This is a genomic window from Streptomyces thermoviolaceus, from assembly GCF_045209695.1.
In the GTDB taxonomy this organism is placed as follows: Bacteria; Actinomycetota; Actinomycetes; order Streptomycetales; family Streptomycetaceae; genus Streptomyces; species Streptomyces thermoviolaceus.
This window is the reverse complement of the sequence record NZ_CP109280.1, coordinates 3,108,373-3,127,920: the sequence shown is the minus strand read 5'-3', so window position 1 is coordinate 3,127,920 and position 19,548 is coordinate 3,108,373. Positions and strand designations below refer to the sequence as shown.

Below are 19,548 nucleotides of genomic sequence, written 5' to 3'. Positions count from 1 at the left end.
CGGTTCTTGCAATGATCGGTCGGTGACGACGACCCAGCAGTTCCCGCACCCACCGCCCGACCCACGGCGTGGCCCCGGGGCCGGGCATCGCGCGCCGACACCGGGGGAGCCCGTGTGGGCGGCTCCCGCGCCACCGGCCGAGCCGGCCCGTGCCGGTGACGGCCACCACCACGAGCACAGCCGCGCGGTTCAGGGGCACGGACACGGACACAGCCATGCCCATGGGCCCGCCGCGCCGGTCTCCCGGCATCTGCGCACGGTCATCGCCGCGGTCCTGATCCCGTTCGCGGTCGCGGTGGTGGTCGGGCTCGTCGTGCTCTGGCCCGGCGGCACTCCCGCGCACCAGCGCACCGGCGTGGGTTTCGACCGGCAGACGCAGCAGGCCACGGTCACCGCAGTGGTGAAGGCGAGCTGCACGGCCCTTCACACGTCCGGAGGAACGGCCGGCGAGGACGACCCCACCGGCCAGGCCACGGCTGCCGGAGATTCCTCGGGCCGGAGCGGTACCTGCACCAAGGCCACCGTTCGGGTGGACACCGGCAAGGACAAGGGCCGCACCTTCACCGAGATCGTGCAGCCGGACCAGCCGCGACAGCTGCACGAGGGCCAGAAGGTCGTGGTGGCCTACGAGCCGACCGCACCACGGGAGTTGCAGTACTCGGTCACCGACGTCAACCGGCGCCTTCCGGTGGGCCTGCTGGCCGGTGTCTTCGCCCTCGCCGTGGTGCTCGTCGGACGGATGCGGGGCGTGATGGCGCTGATCGCGCTGGCCATCAGCTTCGTGGTGCTGAGCCTGTTCATCCTGCCGGCGATCCTGCAGGGCTCGAATCCGCTCGTCGTGGCGGTGGTCGGATCGAGCGCCATCATGCTGCTCGCCCTGTATCTGTGTCACGGCCTGTCGGCCCGCACCTCGGTGGCCGTGCTGGGCACGCTGGTGTCCCTGGTGCTCACCGGCGCGCTGGGGTCGCTGTTCATCGGCTGGGCAGCGCTGACCGGCAATACGGACGACAACACCGGGCTCATCCACGGCCTGTATCCGTCGATCGACATGAGCGGCCTGCTGCTCGCCGGCGTCATCATCGGCTCGCTCGGCGTCTTGGACGATGTGACGGTGACCCAGACGTCGGCGGTCTGGGAACTGCACGAGGCCAATCCGTCCATGGGGTGGCGCGGGCTGTACCGGGCCGGGATCCGCATCGGGCGCGACCACATCGCATCGGTCGTCAACACCCTGGTGCTGGCGTACGCGGGCGCGGCGCTGCCTCTGCTGCTGCTGTTCTCGGTCGCCGGCAGCAGCATCGGGACCGTCGCCAACAGCGAACTGGTGGCGGAGGAGATCGTCCGCACGCTGGTCGGGTCGATCGGCCTGGTCGCTTCGGTGCCCGTCACCACCGCCCTGGCCGCGGTGGTGGTCGCCGCCGACCGGCCGGACCGGGTCACGAGGCGGAGGCCGCAGGTGGCCGGGCCAGGGGTGCCCGCGCCGGCACGCGGCGGACGGGGCAGGCGGCGCAAGCGGTGATCCCGTGGCGTCCGGCTGCGCGGCCGGCCCTCCGCCCGTGCCCCGGGGGCGCGCGGTGAAGCGTTACGCCTGCGCGCCGCCCCGTGGGGAAACGCTTCAGCCCGCGCTCTGTTCCTCGGCCAGGATCCGGTCCAGGGCCTCGTCGAGGTGGGCGTCGAAGTCGGCGAGTGCGCCTTCCTGGCCCAGCGGCACCAGCTTGTCCGTACGGTCCAGGAACGCCACCAGGGGCGCGGTGGAGGAACGGAACAACGCGCGGTCGTTGCCGACCTGCAGCCGGATCAGCACCTCGTTCAGGGAGTCGCCGTCCGCGGGCGAGATCCGCACGTCCCCGTCCCCGCACGGGGTACCCACTCCGTCGATCAGCAGCTCGCGTCCGAAGACCCAGGTCACCGGGGCGTCGCCGGGCAAGTGGAAGGTGAGCCGCACGGCATAGGGATCGCTGGTCTCGTACCGCAGCTCCACCGGAATGCGGAAGGAGAGCTCCTCGGACACGAGAAGGCTCATCATGACCTCTGCTTGTACGGACTCGCGCATCGCTACCCCGTCATCTGCCGTCGACTGGCCGGGAATCATCCTCGTGACACTGGTGGCATCTTGCTGAACGTATATGGCAGATCACAAGGAGTGAGTTTTCAGATACTGATAGCCAGTGCGAGGGAGCCGACGCGTCGTCCCATCTCGCGCTGCAGCTGCCGTGCGGCGGGCAGCAGCCGGTCGCTCTGGCGGGCGGGGAGCGACAGGGCGATGGTCGCCGCCGCGTCCCCGATGGTGAGGGGCACGGCCGCACAGACGGTGCCCAGGACGTATTCCTGCCGCTCCGTCACCGGTTCCATGCGTCCGACCCGTTCCAGGCGCCGCAGCAGCGTAGCGGCGTCCCGCACCGTGTACCGGGTGAGCGACTGCACGGGATAGCGGTCCAGGTGGTCGCGGCGGGCGTCCTCGTCGAGCTGGAACAGCAGGCACTGCCCGATCGCGTGCGCGTGTCCGGTCTCACGGAAGTCGGCCCATTCGTGCACGGCCGGATTGCCGGGTGTCTCGGACACGCACAGGATGTCGATCTCGCCGTCCCGGTACCGCGCGTAGTAGAGCGGTACACCGATCAGATCGCGCCATTGTGCGAGGGTGTGGGCGATCGTGCTGCGACGTTTCTGCTCCGCACCGCTGCTGCTGAGCCGCTCGGCCGCTTCTCCGAGGAAGAACAGCCCCCGCTCGCGGTAGAGGTAGCCCTCGTGCACCAGGGTGCGCAGCAGATGGTAGGCGGTGGGCAGGGCGAGCCCGGTCTTTCGCGCGAGCTGTTTGGCGGGGGCTCCGTGCTCGTGCTCCGCGACGGTCTCCAGCAGCCGCATCGCCCGCTGGACGGAGCCGATCAGGGTCTGGGACGACGGCGCGTGCCGCGGCTGGGCCGGTCTGCCACCGGGCCGCTCCACCGGGCCGCCGGATCGGGGCTGCGCGGGCAGTGCCGTGGAAGGGGACGGCACCCGGGGAGCAAGGGGCGCGTGCGATTCTGCGGGTGCGGTGTCAACCGTGGCCAAGGGTCACTCCCGTAGCGCGAGGGGGCAGCCCGTGCGGGGAGACACGGGTGGGGATCGCCTGCCCGCGGGGGCCTGCCCCCGCGTCGATGCCGGGACCCTATCCGCCCGTCGCCGCCCACGGTGGCGCCGCGTCGAAACTTCCCTCCCGCGAGGGACCCGGTGACGCGTGACGTCCACCGCCGTCACCGGCGCACCGGCGTCCTCACCAGTCGCCGCGCGAGGACGAGCCCGCCATGAACTTGCGCACGATGTAGATCAGCCCGCCGACCAGGGCCACGAAGATCAGCAGCTTGAACAGCAGCCCGATCACGAAGCCCACCACGGTCGCGATCAGGCCGCCGAAGACGATCAGGGCGATGGCCGGCACCGCGATCCACTTCACCCACCACGGCAGTCCCGCGAAGATTGCTCGCATTGCCCCGTCCCTGTCCTCTCGGCCGGCCCTGCGCCGGAATTGACGTCGGTGCCCCGATGCTGCTGTGCGTCGGGGCCATTTCTGTCCGCTGTCGATGCTAGGGCCGTCAGCGGGCCTCGCGTGGGCGCCGCATCCCTTGTCCTCCCCTGACCCTTCCCCTAGGGAACCCGGAGACGGACGTCAGGCTTCCGGCGGAGAGAACACCACCAGGACGCGCAGATCCTCGCTGATGTGGTGGAACTTGTGGGGCACCTGGGCCGGGACGTAGACGACACTGCCCCGTGCCACCTGGGTGGTCTCCGAGCCGACCGTGATCAGGGCGCGGCCGCTGACGACGAAGTAGACCTCGTCCTGGTTGTGCGGCTTCTGCGGGTCGTGCTCGGCCGCGTTGAGCGCGTAGAGACCGACCGACATGTTCCGTTCCCGCAGGAACTGCAGGTAGGCGCCCTGGTTGGCGGCGCGCTCCGCGTCCAGCTCGTCCAGCCGGAAAGCCTTCATCGTCCTCGCCCGTACTCGTCGCCGATTCGATCCCCACGATCAGACACAGGACGGATCGTCCAGTCAAGACGACCATGGACGCGGGGTACCGGCAGCGGTCTCCCGCACGGCCGATGGGCGGGGTGTCCGCCCCGCGGACGGCACCCCCGACCACCCCGGCGTCGTCGGGCACCCCGGCACCCCGGCCGCACCCGCCCCGGCCCGGGCGTCTCGCACAGGGGGCGTCGCGGTGTCCTGCGGTTTCCTGAGAGGGTGGACCGGCGGCCCGGCCTGCCCGGCCGCAGTACGACAGCACATGAAGGGACGGGCTGCATGAGCGCTTCCGCCGCTGACGGCACGGTGAACACGCACGGAGCCGACGGGCCGGCCGCGACCGGGGACGGCACCCGCGCGGTGCGGGCCGGACTGCCCGACCCGGTCAAGTACGAGCCGACCCTGCCCGGCCCGGTGTTCGCCGCCCATTTCCATCTGCCCGGCGAGCCGACGGGCCCGTACACCTACGGCCGGGACGAGAACCCGACCTGGACCCTGCTGGAGCAGGCCATCACCGAGCTGGAGGCCCCGGGGCGCGAGGACGTCGAGACACTGGTGTTCGCGTCCGGGATGGCGGCCATCTCCTCCGTGCTCTTCTCGCAGCTGCGTGCCGGGGACGCGGTCGTCCTGCCGGACGACGGCTACCAGGCGCTGCCCCTGGTGAAGGCCCAGCTGGAGGCCTACGGCATCGAGGTGCGCACCGCGCCGACCGGCGGCGACGCCCAGCTGGAGGTGCTCGAGGGCGCCCGGCTGCTGTGGATCGAGTCCCCCTCCAACCCCGGGCTCGACGTGTGCGACATACGCCGTCTGACCGAGGCGGCCCATGCGCAGGGCACCCTGGTCGCCGTCGACAACACCCTGGCGACCCCCCTGGGGCAGCGACCGTTGGAGCTGGGCGCGGACTTCGCGGTGGCCAGCGGCACCAAGCAGCTCAGCGGTCACGGCGACATCCTGCTGGGCTATGTGACCGGCCGGAACGACGAGGCCATGGCGGGGGTGCGCCGCTGGCGCAAGATCGTGGGCGCGATTCCCGGCCCGATGGAGGCCTGGCTCGCGCACCGTTCGATCGCCACGCTGCAGCTGCGCGTGGACCAGCAGGCCGCCACCGCGCTCGCCCTGGCCGAGGCGCTGCGGGCGCACCCGGAGGTGACCGGCCTGCGGTACCCGGGGCTGCCGGACGACCCCTCGCACGCTGTCGCCACGCAGCAGATGCGCCGCTTCGGCTGCGTGGTGTCCTTCACGCTGCCCACGCGGGAACGCGCCGAGCGCTTCCTCGGCGCACTGCGGCTGGTGGACGACGCGACGAGCTTCGGCGGGGTGCGCTCCACGGCGGAACGGCGCGGCCGGTGGGGCGGGGACGCGGTGCCGGAGGGCTTCATCCGGCTCTCCGTGGGCGTCGAGGACCCCGAGGATCTGGTGGCGGACGTGCTGCGGGCCCTGGAGGAGTCGGCCGGCTGATCACGTGCCGGGGGCGCGCCTCACCGGTGCCCGGACAGGCGACGACGGCGGTCCGAGCCTCCCCCCTCGCGGCTCGGACCGCCTTCGGTTCAGCGCGCGCGAAGAACCGTGTGACCTAGGCTAATTGACTCGCTGTCAGTGTCCAATCACAGAAGCGACAGAGGCCTATCGACATATTTATAGTTGGCACGCGGTCGGCCGGACGGAGAGCGCCGGGAGGGGAGGACGCGCCGTGGATCTGGCGTTGCTGCGCACGTTCGTGACCGTCCACCGGGCGGGCTCCTTCACCCGCGCGGCTGCCCTGCTGGGCCTGTCCCAGCCGGCCGTCACCTCCCAGATCCGGACGCTCGAAAGACAACTGGGCCGCCCCTTGTTCCTGCGCCAGGCGCGCGGTGTGACCCCCACCTCCGTCGGGGACGAGCTGGCCCACAAGGCCGCGCCTCATCTGGATGCCCTGGTGGAGATCGCCGAGTCCGGACTCGACGACGAGTCCTCCTTGCGTTCGCTGCACCTGGCGGGACCGCCCGAGTTCACCACCGAACGGGCCCTGCCCGCCCTCACGCAACTGACCGGCGAGGACGGCCAGGGGTTCGCTCTGCGGGCGTCCTTCGGGAACGCCGAGGAAGTCCTGGAGGGGCTGTCCGCCGGGCACCACGACCTGGCCATCAGCACGGCACGGCCACGGGGCGGACTGTTCACGGCGTCGCCGCTGTGCGACGAGGAGCATGTCCTGGTCGCGGCACCACGCTGGGCCGAGCAGCTCGGCACCGTGCCCCTGGCTCACCAGGACGTTCAGGCCCTGGAGAGCGTCCCCGTGGTGGAGGTCCACGAGTCGCTCCCGTTCGTGTCCCGCTATTGGGCCTCGGTCTTCGACACCCAGCCGACCGCGTCCGGTGCCGTGATCGTTCCCGACCTGCGCGCGGTCCTCGCCTGTGCGGCGTCCGGTGCCGGGCTCGCGGTACTGCCCCGCTATCTGTGCACCGACGCCTTGAAGCAGGGGCACCTGGTGACGCTGCACGACCCGCCGGTCCCGCCGCTGCGCACCTACTTCCTGGTGGTACGCACCGGGACCCTGGCCATGCCGAACATCGCCCGTGCCCATGAGTGGCTGCTGCGGGCGGCAGCCGACTGGTGCTGATCCTTCTCGTGGAGCGGTACGGGAAGGCTCCCGTGAGGTGACGGCGCACAAGGTTTCACGTGGAACCACGCGGGCCACATTTCACGCATGACCGTCCGCCCCGTGGTCAAGCGCACCGCCCGAGCCGTTCTCCTCGACGGCGACGACCTGATCCTGATCAAGCGCACCAAACCGGGTGTGGATCCCTACTGGGTCACTCCTGGTGGGGGAGTCGAGCCGGGCGATGCGACTCTCGTCGACGCACTCCGCCGTGAAGTACACGAGGAACTGGGCGCGACGATCACCGATGTGGTGCCCTGTTTCCTGGACACCGTGGAGCACATCGGCGTGGACGGCGGTGCCACCGGGGTGAAGGTGCAGTTCTTCTTCGTCTGCCGGCTGGAGTCGATGGATGCCTCGCTCCGGCACGGCCCCGAGATGGAGGAGCCCTCCGGCGAGTACGAGATCGTCCGTGTGCCGTTCACCCGGGTCGGGATCGCCTCCGTCCATCTGGTGCCGGTGTCGCTGCGGCACTACCTGGACGCGAACATCGAGGGCGTCCGTGCCCTGCACGCCGCCGATCTCGGCTGACCCGTGACCGGCGCTCCCCGTGACCGGACCATGGGCGAGGCCCGAGCCCCCTGCTGCCCGGCTCCGGCACATGTGGACGGCCCCGTCCGCCGGTCCGGCGGGCCGCGACGGCGTGGCCAAAAGCACGTCCGTCCGGCCTGGTGAAGTGGACGCCGGCCCGGCCGGTCGGACAGCCTGACCTGCGTGTCGACTCCTTCCCCTGCCGATCTGCCCATCCGCCGCCTGACGCTGCGGGATCTGCCCGCCTGCGCCGACCTGTCCGAGAGCCGGGGGTGGCTCCGCGACGAACACAAGTGGAGCTTCCTCCTGACCGCCGGCAACGGATACGGCATCGACGACCCCGCCGGAGGTCTGGTCGCCGCCTGTGTCGTCACCCCCTACGGCCCTCCGGGGCGCACCGAGCTGGCTGCCATCGGCATGGTCCTCGTCGCCGAACGGCACGAACGGCAGGGCATCGGCCGCCGGCTGATGCGTCACGTCCTGTCGACGGCGGGCACCACCCCGCTGACCCTGTATGCGACGGAGAACGGCCGCCCTCTCTACGAAAAGGTCGGCTTCAAGGCCATCGGCAGCGCCGAGACGGTCTCCGGGACCTTCCAACAAGAAGAAGGGCCCGCACGCATCACCACCCGCGCGGCCACCGCGGAGGACCTGCCGCGCATCCTCCGGCTGGACGGAGAGGTCTTCGGGGCCGACCGCACCCCGGTCATCACCCGGCTGCCCGCCTTCACCGACCATCTCTGCGTCGCCGAGGACCGGGGGGAACTCATCGGCTATGCCGGGGCCTGGCCGAACACGGACACCCAGGTCGTCGGGCCGCTCATCGCACGGGACACCGAGACGGCGAAGGCCCTGGTCTCCTTCCTCGCCACCCGTACGGACCGGCCGCTGCGCACCGACATCGACGTCCGCCACGCCGAACTGCTCGCCTGGCTGAAGCAGCGCGGCCTGGCCTCGGTCTCCGTCCAGGCGGTGATGGCTCACGGCACACCTGAGCTGCCGGGGGACTGGACCCGCCGGTTCGCCCCGCTGACCGTGGCGGCCGGCTGAACAGCGCGTCCGAGCGCCGTCGTCCCCGCTGGGACGGCGGACGGGGCCTGAGGCGTCACCCGTATCGCCTCGGGTCCCGTTCTGCTGTCCGGGCCGGTCCGTACGGGTCCACCGCCGGGCCGTCCGGCCACGCCGGGACCCGCCCGCGAAGGACCGGACGCCACTGCCGCGCATGCCTCGCCCACCGTCGCTCGCCCGATCTGCCGCGTCGCTGCTTGCGCACGCGGAATGGAAGCAGACGCCGTCTCTTGCACCCTGCCTTACTCTGGATGCAGCCCCCGGGATGGAGGAAACGCTCATGACAGCGACGGACCCCGAGCTCACCGCCCTCGCCCAGGGCTGGTGCGCCCTCTCCCTGCTGCACGGGAAGATCGAGGCGCACATCGAGCGCGCTCTGCAGTCCAAGCACCGCCTGAGCGTCCGCGAGTACTCTCTGCTCGACGTGCTGAGCCGCCAGCACGACGGCGACGGCGGTCATCTGCAGATGAAGCAGGTCGCCGACGCGGTCGTCCTGAGTCAGAGCGCCACCACTCGTCTCGTCACCCGGCTCGAGGACCGCGGGCTGCTGGAGCGCTATCTGTGCCCCACCGACCGCCGCGGTATCTACACCAATGTCACGGAGGCCGGTCTCGCCCTGCTGGAAGAGGCCCGGCCCACCAACGACGCCGCGCTGCGCGAGGCACTCGACGAGGCCGCGAAGAACCCGGAACTGGAACCTCTGGTCCGAGCCGTGGAGTCCCTGAAGACCCCGGCCGTCCAGGATCGTCCGTCCACCGCTGTGGCGTCCTGAGGGTCCCCGAACCCGGTGTGCTCCCCGGGAGAAGTCCCTAGGGTGCGCCCATGAGCTATCTCGACATACGGCGGGCCGTCGCCGACGACGTCGCCGCCATCGTCGCCCTCCTCGCGGACGACCCACTGGGCGCGCAGCGGGAGTCGCCGGACGATCTTGCACCGTACCTGGCAGCCTTCGAACGGATCCGCACGGACCCGAACCAGCACCTGGTCGTCGCCGTCCGCGACGGCCGCGTCGTCGGCACCCTGCAACTGACGGTCGTCCCCGGCCTGTCACGGCGAGGTGCCACCCGGTCGATCATCGAGGCCGTGCGCATCCACGCCGACGCCCGAGGGGACGGCCTGGGCACACGGCTCGTCGAGTGGGCCATCGAAGAATCCCGCCGTCTGGGGTGCCGGCTGGTGCAGCTGACGTCCGACAGCACACGCAGGGACGCGCACCGCTTCTACGAGCGGCTCGGCTTCGAGGCGTCCCACGTGGGCTTCAAGCTTCCGCTGCGCTGACGGCACGGGGCCTGTTTCACGTGAAACAGGCCCCGGCCTCCTTCGTCCGGCGTCCTGGCCTACGCGAGGCCCCGCCATCCCTCGGGGTCGACGCCGCCGGGCACCGCCGCATCGGGGTCGTACGGCTGCCGGGTGAACACGAACGACCCGAGGTCCAGGTGGTCCACGGAACCGTCCGCGCGCCGCACCGGTCGCAGCACCTCGCCGGCGTAGTAGCCCTCCAGTCCCGTCCAGGTCCCGTCCCCGTTCGGCCGGAACCGGGAACGCCGGCCGACTCCGGACAGCGGCTCCAGCGAGACCAACCCGTCGGCGGTCAGCCGCAGCCCGAACGCGTGCGTGCCCCAGTACCACGGCCCGGCCAGCTCCAGCACGGACGGATCGACCTCCCGCAGCGGCCGCCAGGGCTCCGGGATGCGCGGTTCGGCCTCGGCGACGATCCGGACCAGATCGGCCCCCACCGCCACCACCGGCACACCGGAGGTGCAGTTGGCCAGCACCACGGCGGCCACATCGTCGTCCAGGGCGAGGGTGAGCGACGCGACGAAGCCCGGCAGGGACCCGGAGTGGCCCACCAGGAGCCGCTCGTCCGACCGCCGCAGTTCCAGCCCCAGACCGTAGGCGTACCCCGTCGTCACGTCCGCGGCCTCGGGCGGAGCCGCCGGGGTCCGCATCTCCCGCAGGGACGCGTCGCTCAGCACCCGCTCGTCACCCCGGGCGAGGAAGGCGGCGAACCGGGCGAGGTCGCCCGTGGTGGACCACAACTGCCCGGCGGGAGCCATCCGGCCGAGGTCCTCGGCGGGCTCGGGCAGCAGCACATCGGCCCAGGGGTGCACCGCCCAGCCGGCCGCATGCGGTGCCGTGGGACGGCTGCTCGTGCGCGTCAGCCCCAGCGGGTCGAGCACCTCGCGCCGGAGGACGTCCTCCCAGGCCGCGCCGCGCAGCTTCTCCACCAGTGCTCCGAGCACGGTGTAGCCGGGATTCGAGTAGTGGAACCGCCGGCCGACCGGGTGCCGCAACGGATCGTCCCCCAGGACGTCGGCCAGCTCCGGCCGCAAGGACCCGGGGGTGCGCTCCCACCAGGGTGCGGGTGACTCGGCGGCCAGGCCGCCGGTGTGCGACAGCAGGTCGGCGATCGTGGCCTCTCCGGCACCGGTTCCCGGCAGGTGCTTCTCCAGCGGGTCCCCGAGGTCGAGGACGCCCTCGTCCCGCAGCCGCATGACGAGTACGGCGGTGAAGGTCTTGGTGATCGATCCGATGCGGTACTGGGTGGTCTCGTCGGGGACGTGGCCGCCGACCCCCGCACGGGCACCGTGCCAGACCGTCTGTCCGTCCCGTACCACCGCGGCGACGAGCGACGGCGCCCGCCCCTCGGCCTGGGCCACGGCGATCCGGTGCGACAGGGCCCGGCGGGTGCCGGGCAGCAACTCATCCTCACGTGATGTCATTCCCCCAGTCCATCGGGTGGGACCGCACCCCGTCGAGCCCATTTCACCGCTCGGCCGCCGCGCGGCCCACCACCCGCGTGAAACCGCACGGCAGGGGCAGTCAGGACTGAAAGACCATCAGCAGATGTTTTCCGAAATCGGTGTTCCCGAAATCGGTGGGGTGTGTGGTCAGTCAGGAGTGCCCGCCGGGGAAGTGCGTCAGCCGCGCGCCCAGACACTCGGCCAGGAAGGCGGCCGGACAGTAGGGCAGCTCGCCGCGTGAGTCCTCTCCGCACGCGAGCACAAGCCGGTCCGCCGGCGCCCCGGCACACCCCGGGTCAGGTCTGGGCCATGTCCACGAACCGCGAGTAGTGCCCCTGGAAGGCGACCGTGATCGTCGCCGTGGGGCCGTTGCGGTGCTTGGCGACGATCAGGTCGGCCTCGCCGGCCCGCGGGGACTCCTTCTCGTAGGCGTCCTCGCGGTGCAGCAGGATGACCATGTCGGCGTCCTGCTCGATGGAGCCGGACTCACGCAGGTCGGACACCATCGGCTTCTTGTCGGTGCGCTGCTCGGGACCGCGGTTGAGCTGGGAGAGCGCGATGACCGGAATCTCCAGCTCCTTGGCGAGCAGCTTGAGGTTCCGGGACATCTCCGAGACCTCCTGCTGACGGCTCTCGGCCCGCCGGGTGCTGCCCGACTGCATCAGCTGGAGGTAGTCGATGACGACCAGTTTGAGGTCGTTGCGCTGCTTCAGGCGGCGGCACTTGGCGCGGATCTCCATCATCGACAGGTTCGGGGAGTCGTCGATGTAGAGCGGAGCCGCCGAGACGTCCGGCATCCGGCGGGCCAGCCGGGTCCAGTCGTCGTCGGTCATCGTGCCCGAGCGCATGTGGTGCAGAGCGACGCGGGCCTCGGCGGACAGCAGGCGCATCGCGATCTCGTTGCGGCCCATCTCCAGCGAGAAGATGATGCTCGGCAGGTTGTGCTTGATCGCCGCCGTCCGGGCGAAGTCCAGCGCGAGGGTGGACTTGCCCATGGCGGGGCGGGCGGCGATGACGATCATCTGACCGGGGTGCAGGCCATTGGTCAGCGCGTCAAAGTCGGTGAAACCGGTGGGGACACCGGTCATCTCGCCGCTGCGCGAGCCGATCGCCTCGATCTCGTCGAGGGCACCCTCCATGATGTCGCCGAGCGGCAGGTAGTCCTCGCTGGTGCGCTGCTCGGTGACCGCATAGATCTCGGCCTGGGCGCGGTTGACGATCTCGTCGACGTCGTCGTCCGCGGCGTACCCCATCTGTGTGATCCGCGTACCGGCCTCCACCAGGCGGCGCAGCACCGCCCGGTCGTGCACGATCTCCGCGTAGTAGGCGGCGTTGGCCGCCGTGGGCACGGCCTGCACGAGGGAGTGCAGATAGGAGGCGCCCCCCACACGGTTGATCTCGCCGCGTTTGGTCAGCTCGGCGGCGATGGTGATGGGGTCGGCGGGCTCGCCGCGTGCGTAGACGTCGAGGATGGCCTGGTAGATCGTCTCGTGGGCGGGCTTGTAGAAGTCGTGGCCCTTGAGGATCTCGACGACGTCGGCGATGGCCTCCTTCGACAGCAGCATGCCGCCGAGGACCGACTGCTCCGCCTCGAGGTCCTGCGGAGGGACACGCTCGAACGACGACCCCGCGCCGTCCCACCGGTCGTCCTCCCGGCCGCGCTCGTGCTGTTCCTCACGGCGGCCGGCATCGGGGCGCCGACGGGAGGCGGGCAGACGGTCGCCGGGTCCGCTGTCGGCCCACGGGCTGTCCAGGGGCTCGGACATGCTCACCGAGCGACCTCCTCCCGTCCGCCGAGCGGACCTCGCCGTGCGCGTTCTTTCTACGGCACGGCACTGACAGACCGAGAAGCCTCACTCCGGTTCCCGGCGTCATGTCGTGCGGGTGCACCAGCCGGTGTCGAACAGAGCGGGCGCCGGACCACGGTAGGCCCCCGGGCACCGTCAGCCAATCTGGTTATCCACAGGCCATGTGGACGACTGGCCTGATGCTGTGGACAACTCCGCGAAACCTGTGCACGACATGGTGGACAGCGCTGTGAACAAGACCGCGGCTCCCCGGGAAAGACCCCTCCGACCTGGGCTTTTGCCATCCACGGGCTGTGCAGAAGAAAAACTTCCCCCCTCGGCCCACAATCGCTGCGAACGGTGGGCGCATGTGCACGGCATGAGACGGAAAGTAAGGTGCGCATGGGCTTTGCATTCCTTACCTGTGGATGATTGGATTGACGCCCATGACACAGGCCCCCGCACGCCCCACGGCCTCCCGGCGGCGGCACGACCGAGAGATCATCGCCCTGGCTCTCCCGGCCTTCGGCGCGCTGGTCGCCGAGCCGCTCTTCGTCATGGCCGACAGCGCCATCGTCGGTCATCTCGGCACGGCACAGCTCGCCGGACTCGGAGTCGCCTCCGCCCTGCTGACCACCGCCGTCAGTGTCTTCGTCTTTCTCGCCTACGCCACCACGGCCGCCGTGGCCCGCCGCGTCGGAGCGGGCGACCTCAAAGCCGCCATCCAGCAGGGCATGGACGGCATCTGGCTGGCCCTGCTGCTCGGCGCGGCGGTGATCGTGGTCGTCCTGCCCACCGCCCCCGCCCTGGTGGAACTCTTCGGCGCCTCGCCGACCGCCGCTCCGTACGCCACCACCTATCTGCGCATCTCCGCCCTGGGCATCCCGGCGATGCTCATCGTCCTGGCCGCCACAGGTGTGCTGCGCGGACTGCAGGACACCAGGACACCGCTCGCGGTCGCCGTCGCGGGGTTCGTCACCAATGCCGCGCTCAACGCGGGCCTGGTCTACGGCGCCGGTCTCGGCATCGCGGGATCTGCCTGGGGCACCGTGATCGCCCAGTGCGGGATGGCCGCGGTCTACCTCACCGTGGTCGTGCGCGGAGCCCGGAGACACGGAGCCTCGCTGCGCCCGGACGCCGCCGGCATCAAGGCCTCCGCACAGGCCGGGGCACCCCTGCTCGTGCGGACGCTGTCCCTGCGGGCCATCCTGATGATCGCGACGGCCGTCGCGGCCCGCCTCGGCGACGCCGACGTCGCCGCCCACCAGATCATCCTGTCGCTGTGGAGCCTGCTGGCCTTCGCCCTGGACGCGATCGCGATCGCCGGGCAGGCCATCATCGGCCGCTATCTGGGGGCCGAGGACGCCGACGGCGCCCGGCAGGCCTGCCGTCGCATGGTCCAGTGGGGCATCGCGGTCGGTGTGGTCCTCGGCCTGCTGGTGATCGTCACCCGGCCGGTGTTCCTTCCCCTGTTCACCGACGACTCCGCCGTCACGTCCACCGCGCTGCCGGCCTTGCTGGTGGTGGCCCTCGCCCAGCCGATCTGCGGGGTCGTCTATGTCCTCGACGGTGTACTCATGGGTGCCGGGGACGGCCCCTATCTGGCCTGGGCCATGCTGATCACTCTGGCGGTGTTCACCCCGGCCGCATTGGCGGTGCCATGGATCGGCGGAGGGCTCACCGCACTGTGGGGCGCGATGACGCTGATGATGGCGGTGCGGCTGCTGACATTGTGGCTGCGGTCCCGCTCCGGCCGTTGGGTGGTGACCGGGGCGACGCGCTGAGGAGCTACGGGCGCGTCTCGCCAGGGTCGTGGCGAGACGCGGAAGACGAAACGCGGTGCTGTGTGCCCCGAAGCAGCCGTTTCACGTGAAACGAGACCGTGGGGGCAGCTCACCGTCCCGGCATACCGGCACACCACCGCCGGCTCCCTCGGGCGGCGGGGTCGCGCACCGTTCCTCGCCTCGCCGAGACGGACCGCACGCGAAAGGGCCGTACCCGACGGAAGCGGGTACGGCCCTTTCCCAGCTGACGCTGCCGAACGCGACGATCAGGCCGCGACGACCTCGATGTTGACCTTGGCGGCAACCTCGGGGTGCAGACGCACGGACGTCTCGTGGGCGCCCAGGGTCTTGATCGGCGCACCCAGCTCGATGCGGCGCTTGTCGACCTCGGGACCGCCGGCCTCCTTGATGGCCGAAGCGATGTCGGCCGGGGTGACGGAACCGAAGAGACGGCCGGACTCGCCGGAGCGGACGGCCAGGCGGACCTTCACACCCTCGAGCTGGGCCTTGATCTCGTTGGCCTGCTCGATGGTCTGGATCTCGTGGATCTTGCGAGCACGACGGATCTGCTCGACGTCCTTCTCGCCACCCTTGGTCCAGCGGATCGCGAGCTTCCGCGGGATCAGGTAGTTGCGAGCGTAACCGTCCTTGACGTCGACGATGTCGCCCGCGGCGCCGAGGCCGGAGACCTCGTGGGTAAGGATGATCTTCATGAGTGACTCACCCTTCCCTTAGCGCGCGGTGGAGGTGTAGGGCAGCAGCGCCATCTCACGGCTGTTCTTCACGGCCGTGGCGACGTCACGCTGGTGCTGCGTGCAGTTGCCGGTCACGCGGCGGGCACGGATCTTGCCGCGGTCGGAGATGAACTTCCGCAGCATGTTCGTGTCCTTGTAGTCCACGTACGTGACCTTGTCCTTGCAGAATGCGCAGACCTTCTTCTTGGGCTTGCGCACAGGCGGCTTCGCCATGGTGTTTCTCCTGTGTGATCAAGAAGTCTGGGTAACGACCCGCCCTCGCCCCGTTCCGGTCCGAGGACCGGAACGACGGACTAGAAGGGGGGCTCGTCCGAGTAGCCGCCGCCGCCCTGCGGGCCGCCGCCCCAGCCGCCGCCCTGGTTGCCACCGGCGGGAGCGCCGGTCGCCCACGGGTCGTCGGCGGGAGCACCGCCCTGCGGGCCGCCGCCCCAGCCGCCACCAGGCTGACCGCCGCCGTAGCCGCCCTGGCCACCACGACCGCCGGTCTTGGTGATCTTGGCCGTGGCATTGCGGAGGCTGGCGCCGACCTCGTCGACGTCCAGCTCGTAGACCGTGCGCTTGACGCCCTCACGGTCCTCGTAGGACCGCTGCTTCAGCCGGCCCTGCACGATGACGCGCGTGCCTCGCTGAAGCGACTCGGCGACGTTCTCCGCCGCCTGACGCCAGACCGAGCAGGTCAGAAAGAGGCTCTCGCCGTCCTTCCACTCGTTCGTCTGGCGGTCGAAGGTGCGGGGCGTGGATGCGACGCGGAACCTCGCGACCGCCGCACCCGAGGGGGTGAAGCGCAGCTCGGGGTCGTCGACGAGATTGCCGACGACCGTGATGACGGTCTCGCCTGCCATGGGGAACCTCTCGGCGGGTGTGCTGCTGGCTGCTGGTGCGTGCTGCTACTCGAATCCCGAGGCCGGCTGAGCGGAGAGGCTCAGTGGGTCTCGGGACGGAGGACCTTGGTCCGGAGGACCGACTCGTTCAGGTTCATCTGGCGGTCGAGCTCCTTGACGACCGCAGGCTCGGCCTGCAGGTCGATGACCGAGTAGATGCCCTCGGGCTTCTTCTTGATCTCGTACGCGAGACGACGACGACCCCAGGTGTCGACCTTCTCGATCTTCCCGCCACCGTCACGGACGACGGAGAGGAAGCTCTCGATCAGCGGGGAGACAGCGCGCTCCTCGAGATCGGGGTCGAGGATGACCATCACCTCGTAGTGACGCATGTGGAACCCACCTCCTTTGGACTCAGCGGCCACGGTCGTTCCGTGGCAGGAGGGTCATGATGCGTTGGCACCGGTGTCACCGAGTAAACCAGGCCCCACTGACAGAGGGGTCCACTCGGCCGTACCGGACGACGGGCACCAGTGCAGAAGCTACAGACTACCCGGCAACCGCCGTACGGTTGAAATCCGGGCCTGAGGGGACACAATTTGTACACATCGGGTGATGCAGGGCGAAGTGCCCATCGCCTCGGACAGGAGGTCCCGCCATGGCTCAGATGATGCGCCCCGTCAAACAGCGCAGCGGTCTGCTGGCCACCGACGGCAAGCCCCACCCGCTGCCGGACGCACTGCTGGCCGTGACCGTGCTCCTCGGCCTGGTCTCCCTCATCACCGCCGCTTTCCCGGGGCTCCATCTGCTGACCGTCTGCACCGGAATCGTCGGCGTCGTGGCCGGCGGATACGGCCAGTTCATCTCGGTGACCACACGTGAGCGCTTCGGCCTGGTTCTCGGCCTCGGCGCCTCCGCGATCGGCCTCTTCCTCGGCCTCGCGCACAGCGATCTCACCTCGGGGTTCGTCGGCGGCTGAGCGCACCGCCCCGGGCGGCCGCGGGTGCTCCTTCACAGGGCCGGTTGGCCCAGGCCCAACCGGCCCGCATCACAGGCGCAGTAGGCTCTGCCGAGAGCCGGAGCCCCTGATCCATGGGGACACGCCAGCCCGAGGAGCGCCCCGAATGAGCCTGACCCTGAGGACCATCAGTCGAGAGCAGCATCTGGCCTACATCCAGAGCCTGCCGGCGGCGAGCCACATGCAGGTCCCGGCGTGGGCGGACGTCAAGGCGGAATGGCGCTCGGAGAACCTGGGGTGGTTCGACGACCGTACGGGTGAGCTGGTCGGTGTCGGCCTCGTCCTCTACCGGCAGCTGCCCAAGATCAAGCGCTATCTCGCCTATCTGCCCGAGGGTCCGGTCATCAACTGGTTCGCACCGAACCTCGACGACTGGATCCAGCCGATGCTGGCGCACCTGAAGCGGCAGGGCGCCTTCTCGGTGAAGATGGGCCCGCCGGTGATCATCCGCCGCTGGAACGCGGACACCATTAAGAAGGGCATCCAGAACCCGGACGTCAAGCGCCTGCGGGACATGGAGGCCGACTTCATCGAGCCCCGTGCCTTCGAGGTCGCCGACAAGCTGCGCCGGATGGGCTGGCAGCAGGGCGAGGACGGCGGTGCCGGCTTCGGTGACGTCCAGCCGCGCTACGTCTTCCAGGTGCCGCTGGCCAACCGTTCCCTGGAAGAGGTGCACAAGAACTTCAACCAGCTGTGGCGCCGCAACATCAAGAAGGCGGAGAAGGCCGGCGTGGAGGTCGTCCAGGGCGGCTACCACGACCTGGAGGAGTGGCAGCGGCTGTACGAGATCACGGCCGTGCGCGACCACTTCCGGCCCCGCCCGCTGTCGTACTTCCAGCGCATGTGGACGGCGCTGAACACCGAGGACCCCAACCGCATGCGGCTGTACTTCGCGCGGCACAACGGCGTGAACCTGGCCGCGGCGACGATGCTGATCGTCGGCGGCCACGTGTGGTACTCCTACGGCGCCTCCGACAACATCGGCCGTGAGGTCCGGCCCTCGAACGCCATGCAGTGGCGGATGCTGCGCGACGCCTATGCGCTCGGCGCCACCGTCTACGACCTGCGGGGCATCTCCGACACGCTGGACGAGTCCGACCACCTCTTCGGTCTGATCCAGTTCAAGGTCGGCACCGGTGGGCAGGCCGCCGAGTATCTCGGCGAGTGGGACTTCCCGCTGAACAAGCTGCTCCACAAGGCGCTGGACATTTACATGTCCCGCCGCTGACCTCGCATTTCCCGCTTCGACTCCGTCGACCTCATCCCTACTTCTGACACACCGCAGCCACGAGAAAGGTTCCGGTCCGGCCATGGCGCTCACGCTCTATGTCGACACCGCGCGCTGGCGGGCGCACCACAAGCACGTGCAGGAGCAGTTCCCGGGACTGGTCCCGGTCTGCAAGGGCAACGGCTACGGCTTCGGACACGAGCGGCTGGCGGAGGAGGTCACCCGCCTGGGTGCGGACATCCTCGCCGTCGGCACGACGTACGAGGCCGCGCGCATCAAGGACTGGTTCAGCGGCGATCTGCTCGTGCTCACGCCCTACCGGCGTGGCGAGGAGCCGGTGCCGCTGCCGGACCGGGTGATCCGCTCGGTGTCGTCGGTCGACGGCGTGTACGGCCTGGTGGGGGCGCGGGTCGTCATCGAGGTGATGTCCTCGATGAAGCGGCACGGGGTCACCGAGCAGGACCTGCCGCAGCTGCACGCCGCCATCGAGAACGTGCGCCTGGAGGGCTTCGCCATCCACCTGCCGCTGGACCGTACCGACGGCTCGGACGCCGTGGAGGAGGTCATCGGCTGGATGGACCGGCTGCGGGCGGCCCGGCTCCCGCTGCACACCATGTTCGTCAGCCACCTCAAGACCGAGGAACTGGCCCGCCTGCAGCAGCAGTTCCCGCAGACCCGGTTCCGCGCCCGGATCGGCACGCGGCTGTGGCTCGGCGACCACGAGGCCACCGAGTACCGCGGCGCGGTGCTGGACGTCACCCGGGTGTCCAAGGGCGACCGCTTCGGCTACCGGCAGCAGAAGGCCCCCTCCGACGGGTTCCTGGTCGTGGTGGCGGGCGGCACGTCCCACGGTGTGGGCCTGGAGGCGCCGAAGGCGCTGCACGGCGTCATGCCGCGGGCCAAGGGGGTCGCCCGGGCCGGCCTGGCCACCGTGAACCGGAATCTGTCGCCGTTCGTCTGGGCCGGCAAGCAGCGCTGGTTCGCCGAGCCGCCGCACATGCAGGTCTCCATCCTCTTCATCCCGGCGGACGCCCCGGAACCCAAGGTCGGCGACGAGCTGGTGGCCCATCTGCGGCACACCACCACGCAGTTCGACCGTCTCGTGGACCGCTGACCGCGCGGCCGGAGGCTCCCCGCCCGAGAGCCTCCGGCACCCATACGAAGGCCGCACCCGGCGCAC

At 70.4% G+C, this 19,548-nt stretch carries 21 protein-coding genes and 1 pseudogene; 11 read left to right on the top strand and 11 right to left on the bottom strand.

The annotated features are described in order from the left end of the window. Positions 1-22 precede the first annotated feature (22 nt). Positions 23-1,519 (top strand): YibE/F family protein, encoded by a 1,497-nt coding sequence (locus OG899_RS13680; RefSeq protein ID WP_125496722.1) that lies wholly within the window; start codon positions 23-25, stop codon positions 1,517-1,519. A 96-nt stretch (positions 1,520-1,615) separates the two neighbouring features. On the opposite strand, the gene OG899_RS13675 is transcribed toward OG899_RS13680, so the two are convergent. The 4 genes from OG899_RS13675 to OG899_RS13660 form a co-directional block, all read right to left on the bottom strand. After that, positions 1,616-2,053: an SsgA family sporulation/cell division regulator gene (locus OG899_RS13675; RefSeq protein ID WP_125496721.1), complete on the bottom strand. Its 438-nt coding sequence runs from the start codon at positions 2,051-2,053 to the stop codon at positions 1,616-1,618. A gap of 98 nt (positions 2,054-2,151) precedes the next feature. After that, on the bottom strand, positions 2,152-2,889 hold the full coding sequence (locus tag OG899_RS13670; protein ID WP_125496756.1) for an IclR family transcriptional regulator: 738 nt from the start codon (positions 2,887-2,889) through the stop codon (positions 2,152-2,154). A gap of 364 nt (positions 2,890-3,253) precedes the next feature. Continuing rightward, on the bottom strand, positions 3,254-3,466 hold the full coding sequence (locus tag OG899_RS13665) for a DUF5326 family protein (protein WP_125496720.1): 213 nt from the start codon (positions 3,464-3,466) through the stop codon (positions 3,254-3,256). A 180-nt stretch (positions 3,467-3,646) separates the two neighbouring features. Next, positions 3,647-3,964: a cupin domain-containing protein gene (locus OG899_RS13660; protein ID WP_168131831.1), complete on the bottom strand. Its 318-nt coding sequence runs from the start codon at positions 3,962-3,964 to the stop codon at positions 3,647-3,649. A gap of 312 nt (positions 3,965-4,276) precedes the next feature. Here OG899_RS13660 and OG899_RS13655 point away from each other — a divergent pair, with 312 nt between their 5' ends. The 6 genes from OG899_RS13655 to OG899_RS13630 all read left to right on the top strand — a co-directional run bounded on the left by OG899_RS13655 (position 4,277) and on the right by OG899_RS13630 (position 9,509). Continuing rightward, entirely contained in the window at positions 4,277-5,455 is a 1,179-nt protein-coding gene (locus tag OG899_RS13655; RefSeq protein ID WP_125496718.1) for a cystathionine gamma-lyase, read from the top strand. Between the two features lie 232 nt (positions 5,456-5,687). Next, a complete protein-coding gene (locus OG899_RS13650; protein ID WP_125496717.1) occupies positions 5,688-6,593 on the top strand; it encodes a LysR family transcriptional regulator in 906 nt (301 codons plus the stop codon). Between the two features lie 87 nt (positions 6,594-6,680). After that, positions 6,681-7,163, top strand: a complete 483-nt coding sequence (locus tag OG899_RS13645; protein WP_168131832.1) for an NUDIX domain-containing protein — start codon at positions 6,681-6,683, stop codon at positions 7,161-7,163. A gap of 183 nt (positions 7,164-7,346) precedes the next feature. Then, complete coding sequence (locus tag OG899_RS13640) at positions 7,347-8,213, top strand: GNAT family N-acetyltransferase (RefSeq protein WP_125496715.1); 867 nt, start codon at positions 7,347-7,349, stop codon at positions 8,211-8,213. Positions 8,214-8,511: 298 nt separating this feature from the next. Then, on the top strand, positions 8,512-9,003 hold the full coding sequence (locus tag OG899_RS13635; RefSeq protein ID WP_125496714.1) for a MarR family winged helix-turn-helix transcriptional regulator: 492 nt from the start codon (positions 8,512-8,514) through the stop codon (positions 9,001-9,003). A 50-nt stretch (positions 9,004-9,053) separates the two neighbouring features. Next, the gene (locus OG899_RS13630; protein WP_125496713.1) at positions 9,054-9,509 is read left to right on the top strand and encodes a GNAT family N-acetyltransferase; all 456 of its coding nucleotides are present in this window, start codon (positions 9,054-9,056) and stop codon (positions 9,507-9,509) included. Positions 9,510-9,568: 59 nt separating this feature from the next. On the opposite strand, the gene OG899_RS13625 is transcribed toward OG899_RS13630, so the two are convergent. The 3 genes and pseudogenes from OG899_RS13625 to dnaB form a co-directional block, all read right to left on the bottom strand. Continuing rightward, on the bottom strand, positions 9,569-10,954 hold the full coding sequence (locus tag OG899_RS13625) for a serine hydrolase (RefSeq protein WP_168131833.1): 1,386 nt from the start codon (positions 10,952-10,954) through the stop codon (positions 9,569-9,571). A 172-nt stretch (positions 10,955-11,126) separates the two neighbouring features. Beyond that, positions 11,127-11,249: pseudogene (locus OG899_RS13620) on the bottom strand (alpha/beta hydrolase); the annotation flags it as partial. 22 nt (positions 11,250-11,271) lie between these two features. Then, positions 11,272-12,747, bottom strand: coding sequence for a replicative DNA helicase (dnaB, locus tag OG899_RS13615; RefSeq protein WP_168131834.1), 1,476 nt, complete (start codon positions 12,745-12,747; stop codon positions 11,272-11,274). Positions 12,748-13,208: 461 nt separating this feature from the next. Here dnaB and OG899_RS13610 point away from each other — a divergent pair, with 461 nt between their 5' ends. Then, entirely contained in the window at positions 13,209-14,546 is a 1,338-nt protein-coding gene (locus tag OG899_RS13610) for an MATE family efflux transporter (RefSeq protein WP_125496710.1), read from the top strand. A 266-nt stretch (positions 14,547-14,812) separates the two neighbouring features. On the opposite strand, the gene rplI is transcribed toward OG899_RS13610, so the two are convergent. The 4 genes from rplI to rpsF form a co-directional block, all read right to left on the bottom strand. Continuing rightward, entirely contained in the window at positions 14,813-15,259 is a 447-nt protein-coding gene (gene rplI, locus OG899_RS13605) for a 50S ribosomal protein L9 (RefSeq protein ID WP_125496709.1), read from the bottom strand. Positions 15,260-15,277: 18 nt separating this feature from the next. Beyond that, entirely contained in the window at positions 15,278-15,514 is a 237-nt protein-coding gene (rpsR, locus tag OG899_RS13600; RefSeq protein WP_003949403.1) for a 30S ribosomal protein S18, read from the bottom strand. Between the two features lie 80 nt (positions 15,515-15,594). Then, a complete protein-coding gene (locus OG899_RS13595; protein ID WP_125496708.1) occupies positions 15,595-16,143 on the bottom strand; it encodes a single-stranded DNA-binding protein in 549 nt (182 codons plus the stop codon). A gap of 80 nt (positions 16,144-16,223) precedes the next feature. Further along, positions 16,224-16,514 (bottom strand): 30S ribosomal protein S6, encoded by a 291-nt coding sequence (gene rpsF, locus OG899_RS13590; protein WP_125496707.1) that lies wholly within the window; start codon positions 16,512-16,514, stop codon positions 16,224-16,226. Between the two features lie 266 nt (positions 16,515-16,780). Here rpsF and OG899_RS13585 point away from each other — a divergent pair, with 266 nt between their 5' ends. From OG899_RS13585 to OG899_RS13575, 3 genes are all read left to right on the top strand, one after another. Then, positions 16,781-17,101, top strand: coding sequence for a hypothetical protein (locus tag OG899_RS13585; RefSeq protein WP_125496706.1), 321 nt, complete (start codon positions 16,781-16,783; stop codon positions 17,099-17,101). A gap of 145 nt (positions 17,102-17,246) precedes the next feature. Next, on the top strand, positions 17,247-18,368 hold the full coding sequence (gene femX, locus OG899_RS13580; protein WP_125496705.1) for a peptidoglycan bridge formation glycyltransferase FemX: 1,122 nt from the start codon (positions 17,247-17,249) through the stop codon (positions 18,366-18,368). 82 nt (positions 18,369-18,450) lie between these two features. Beyond that, positions 18,451-19,482: an alanine racemase gene (locus OG899_RS13575; protein ID WP_125496704.1), complete on the top strand. Its 1,032-nt coding sequence runs from the start codon at positions 18,451-18,453 to the stop codon at positions 19,480-19,482. Positions 19,483-19,548: the final 66 nt, after the last annotated feature.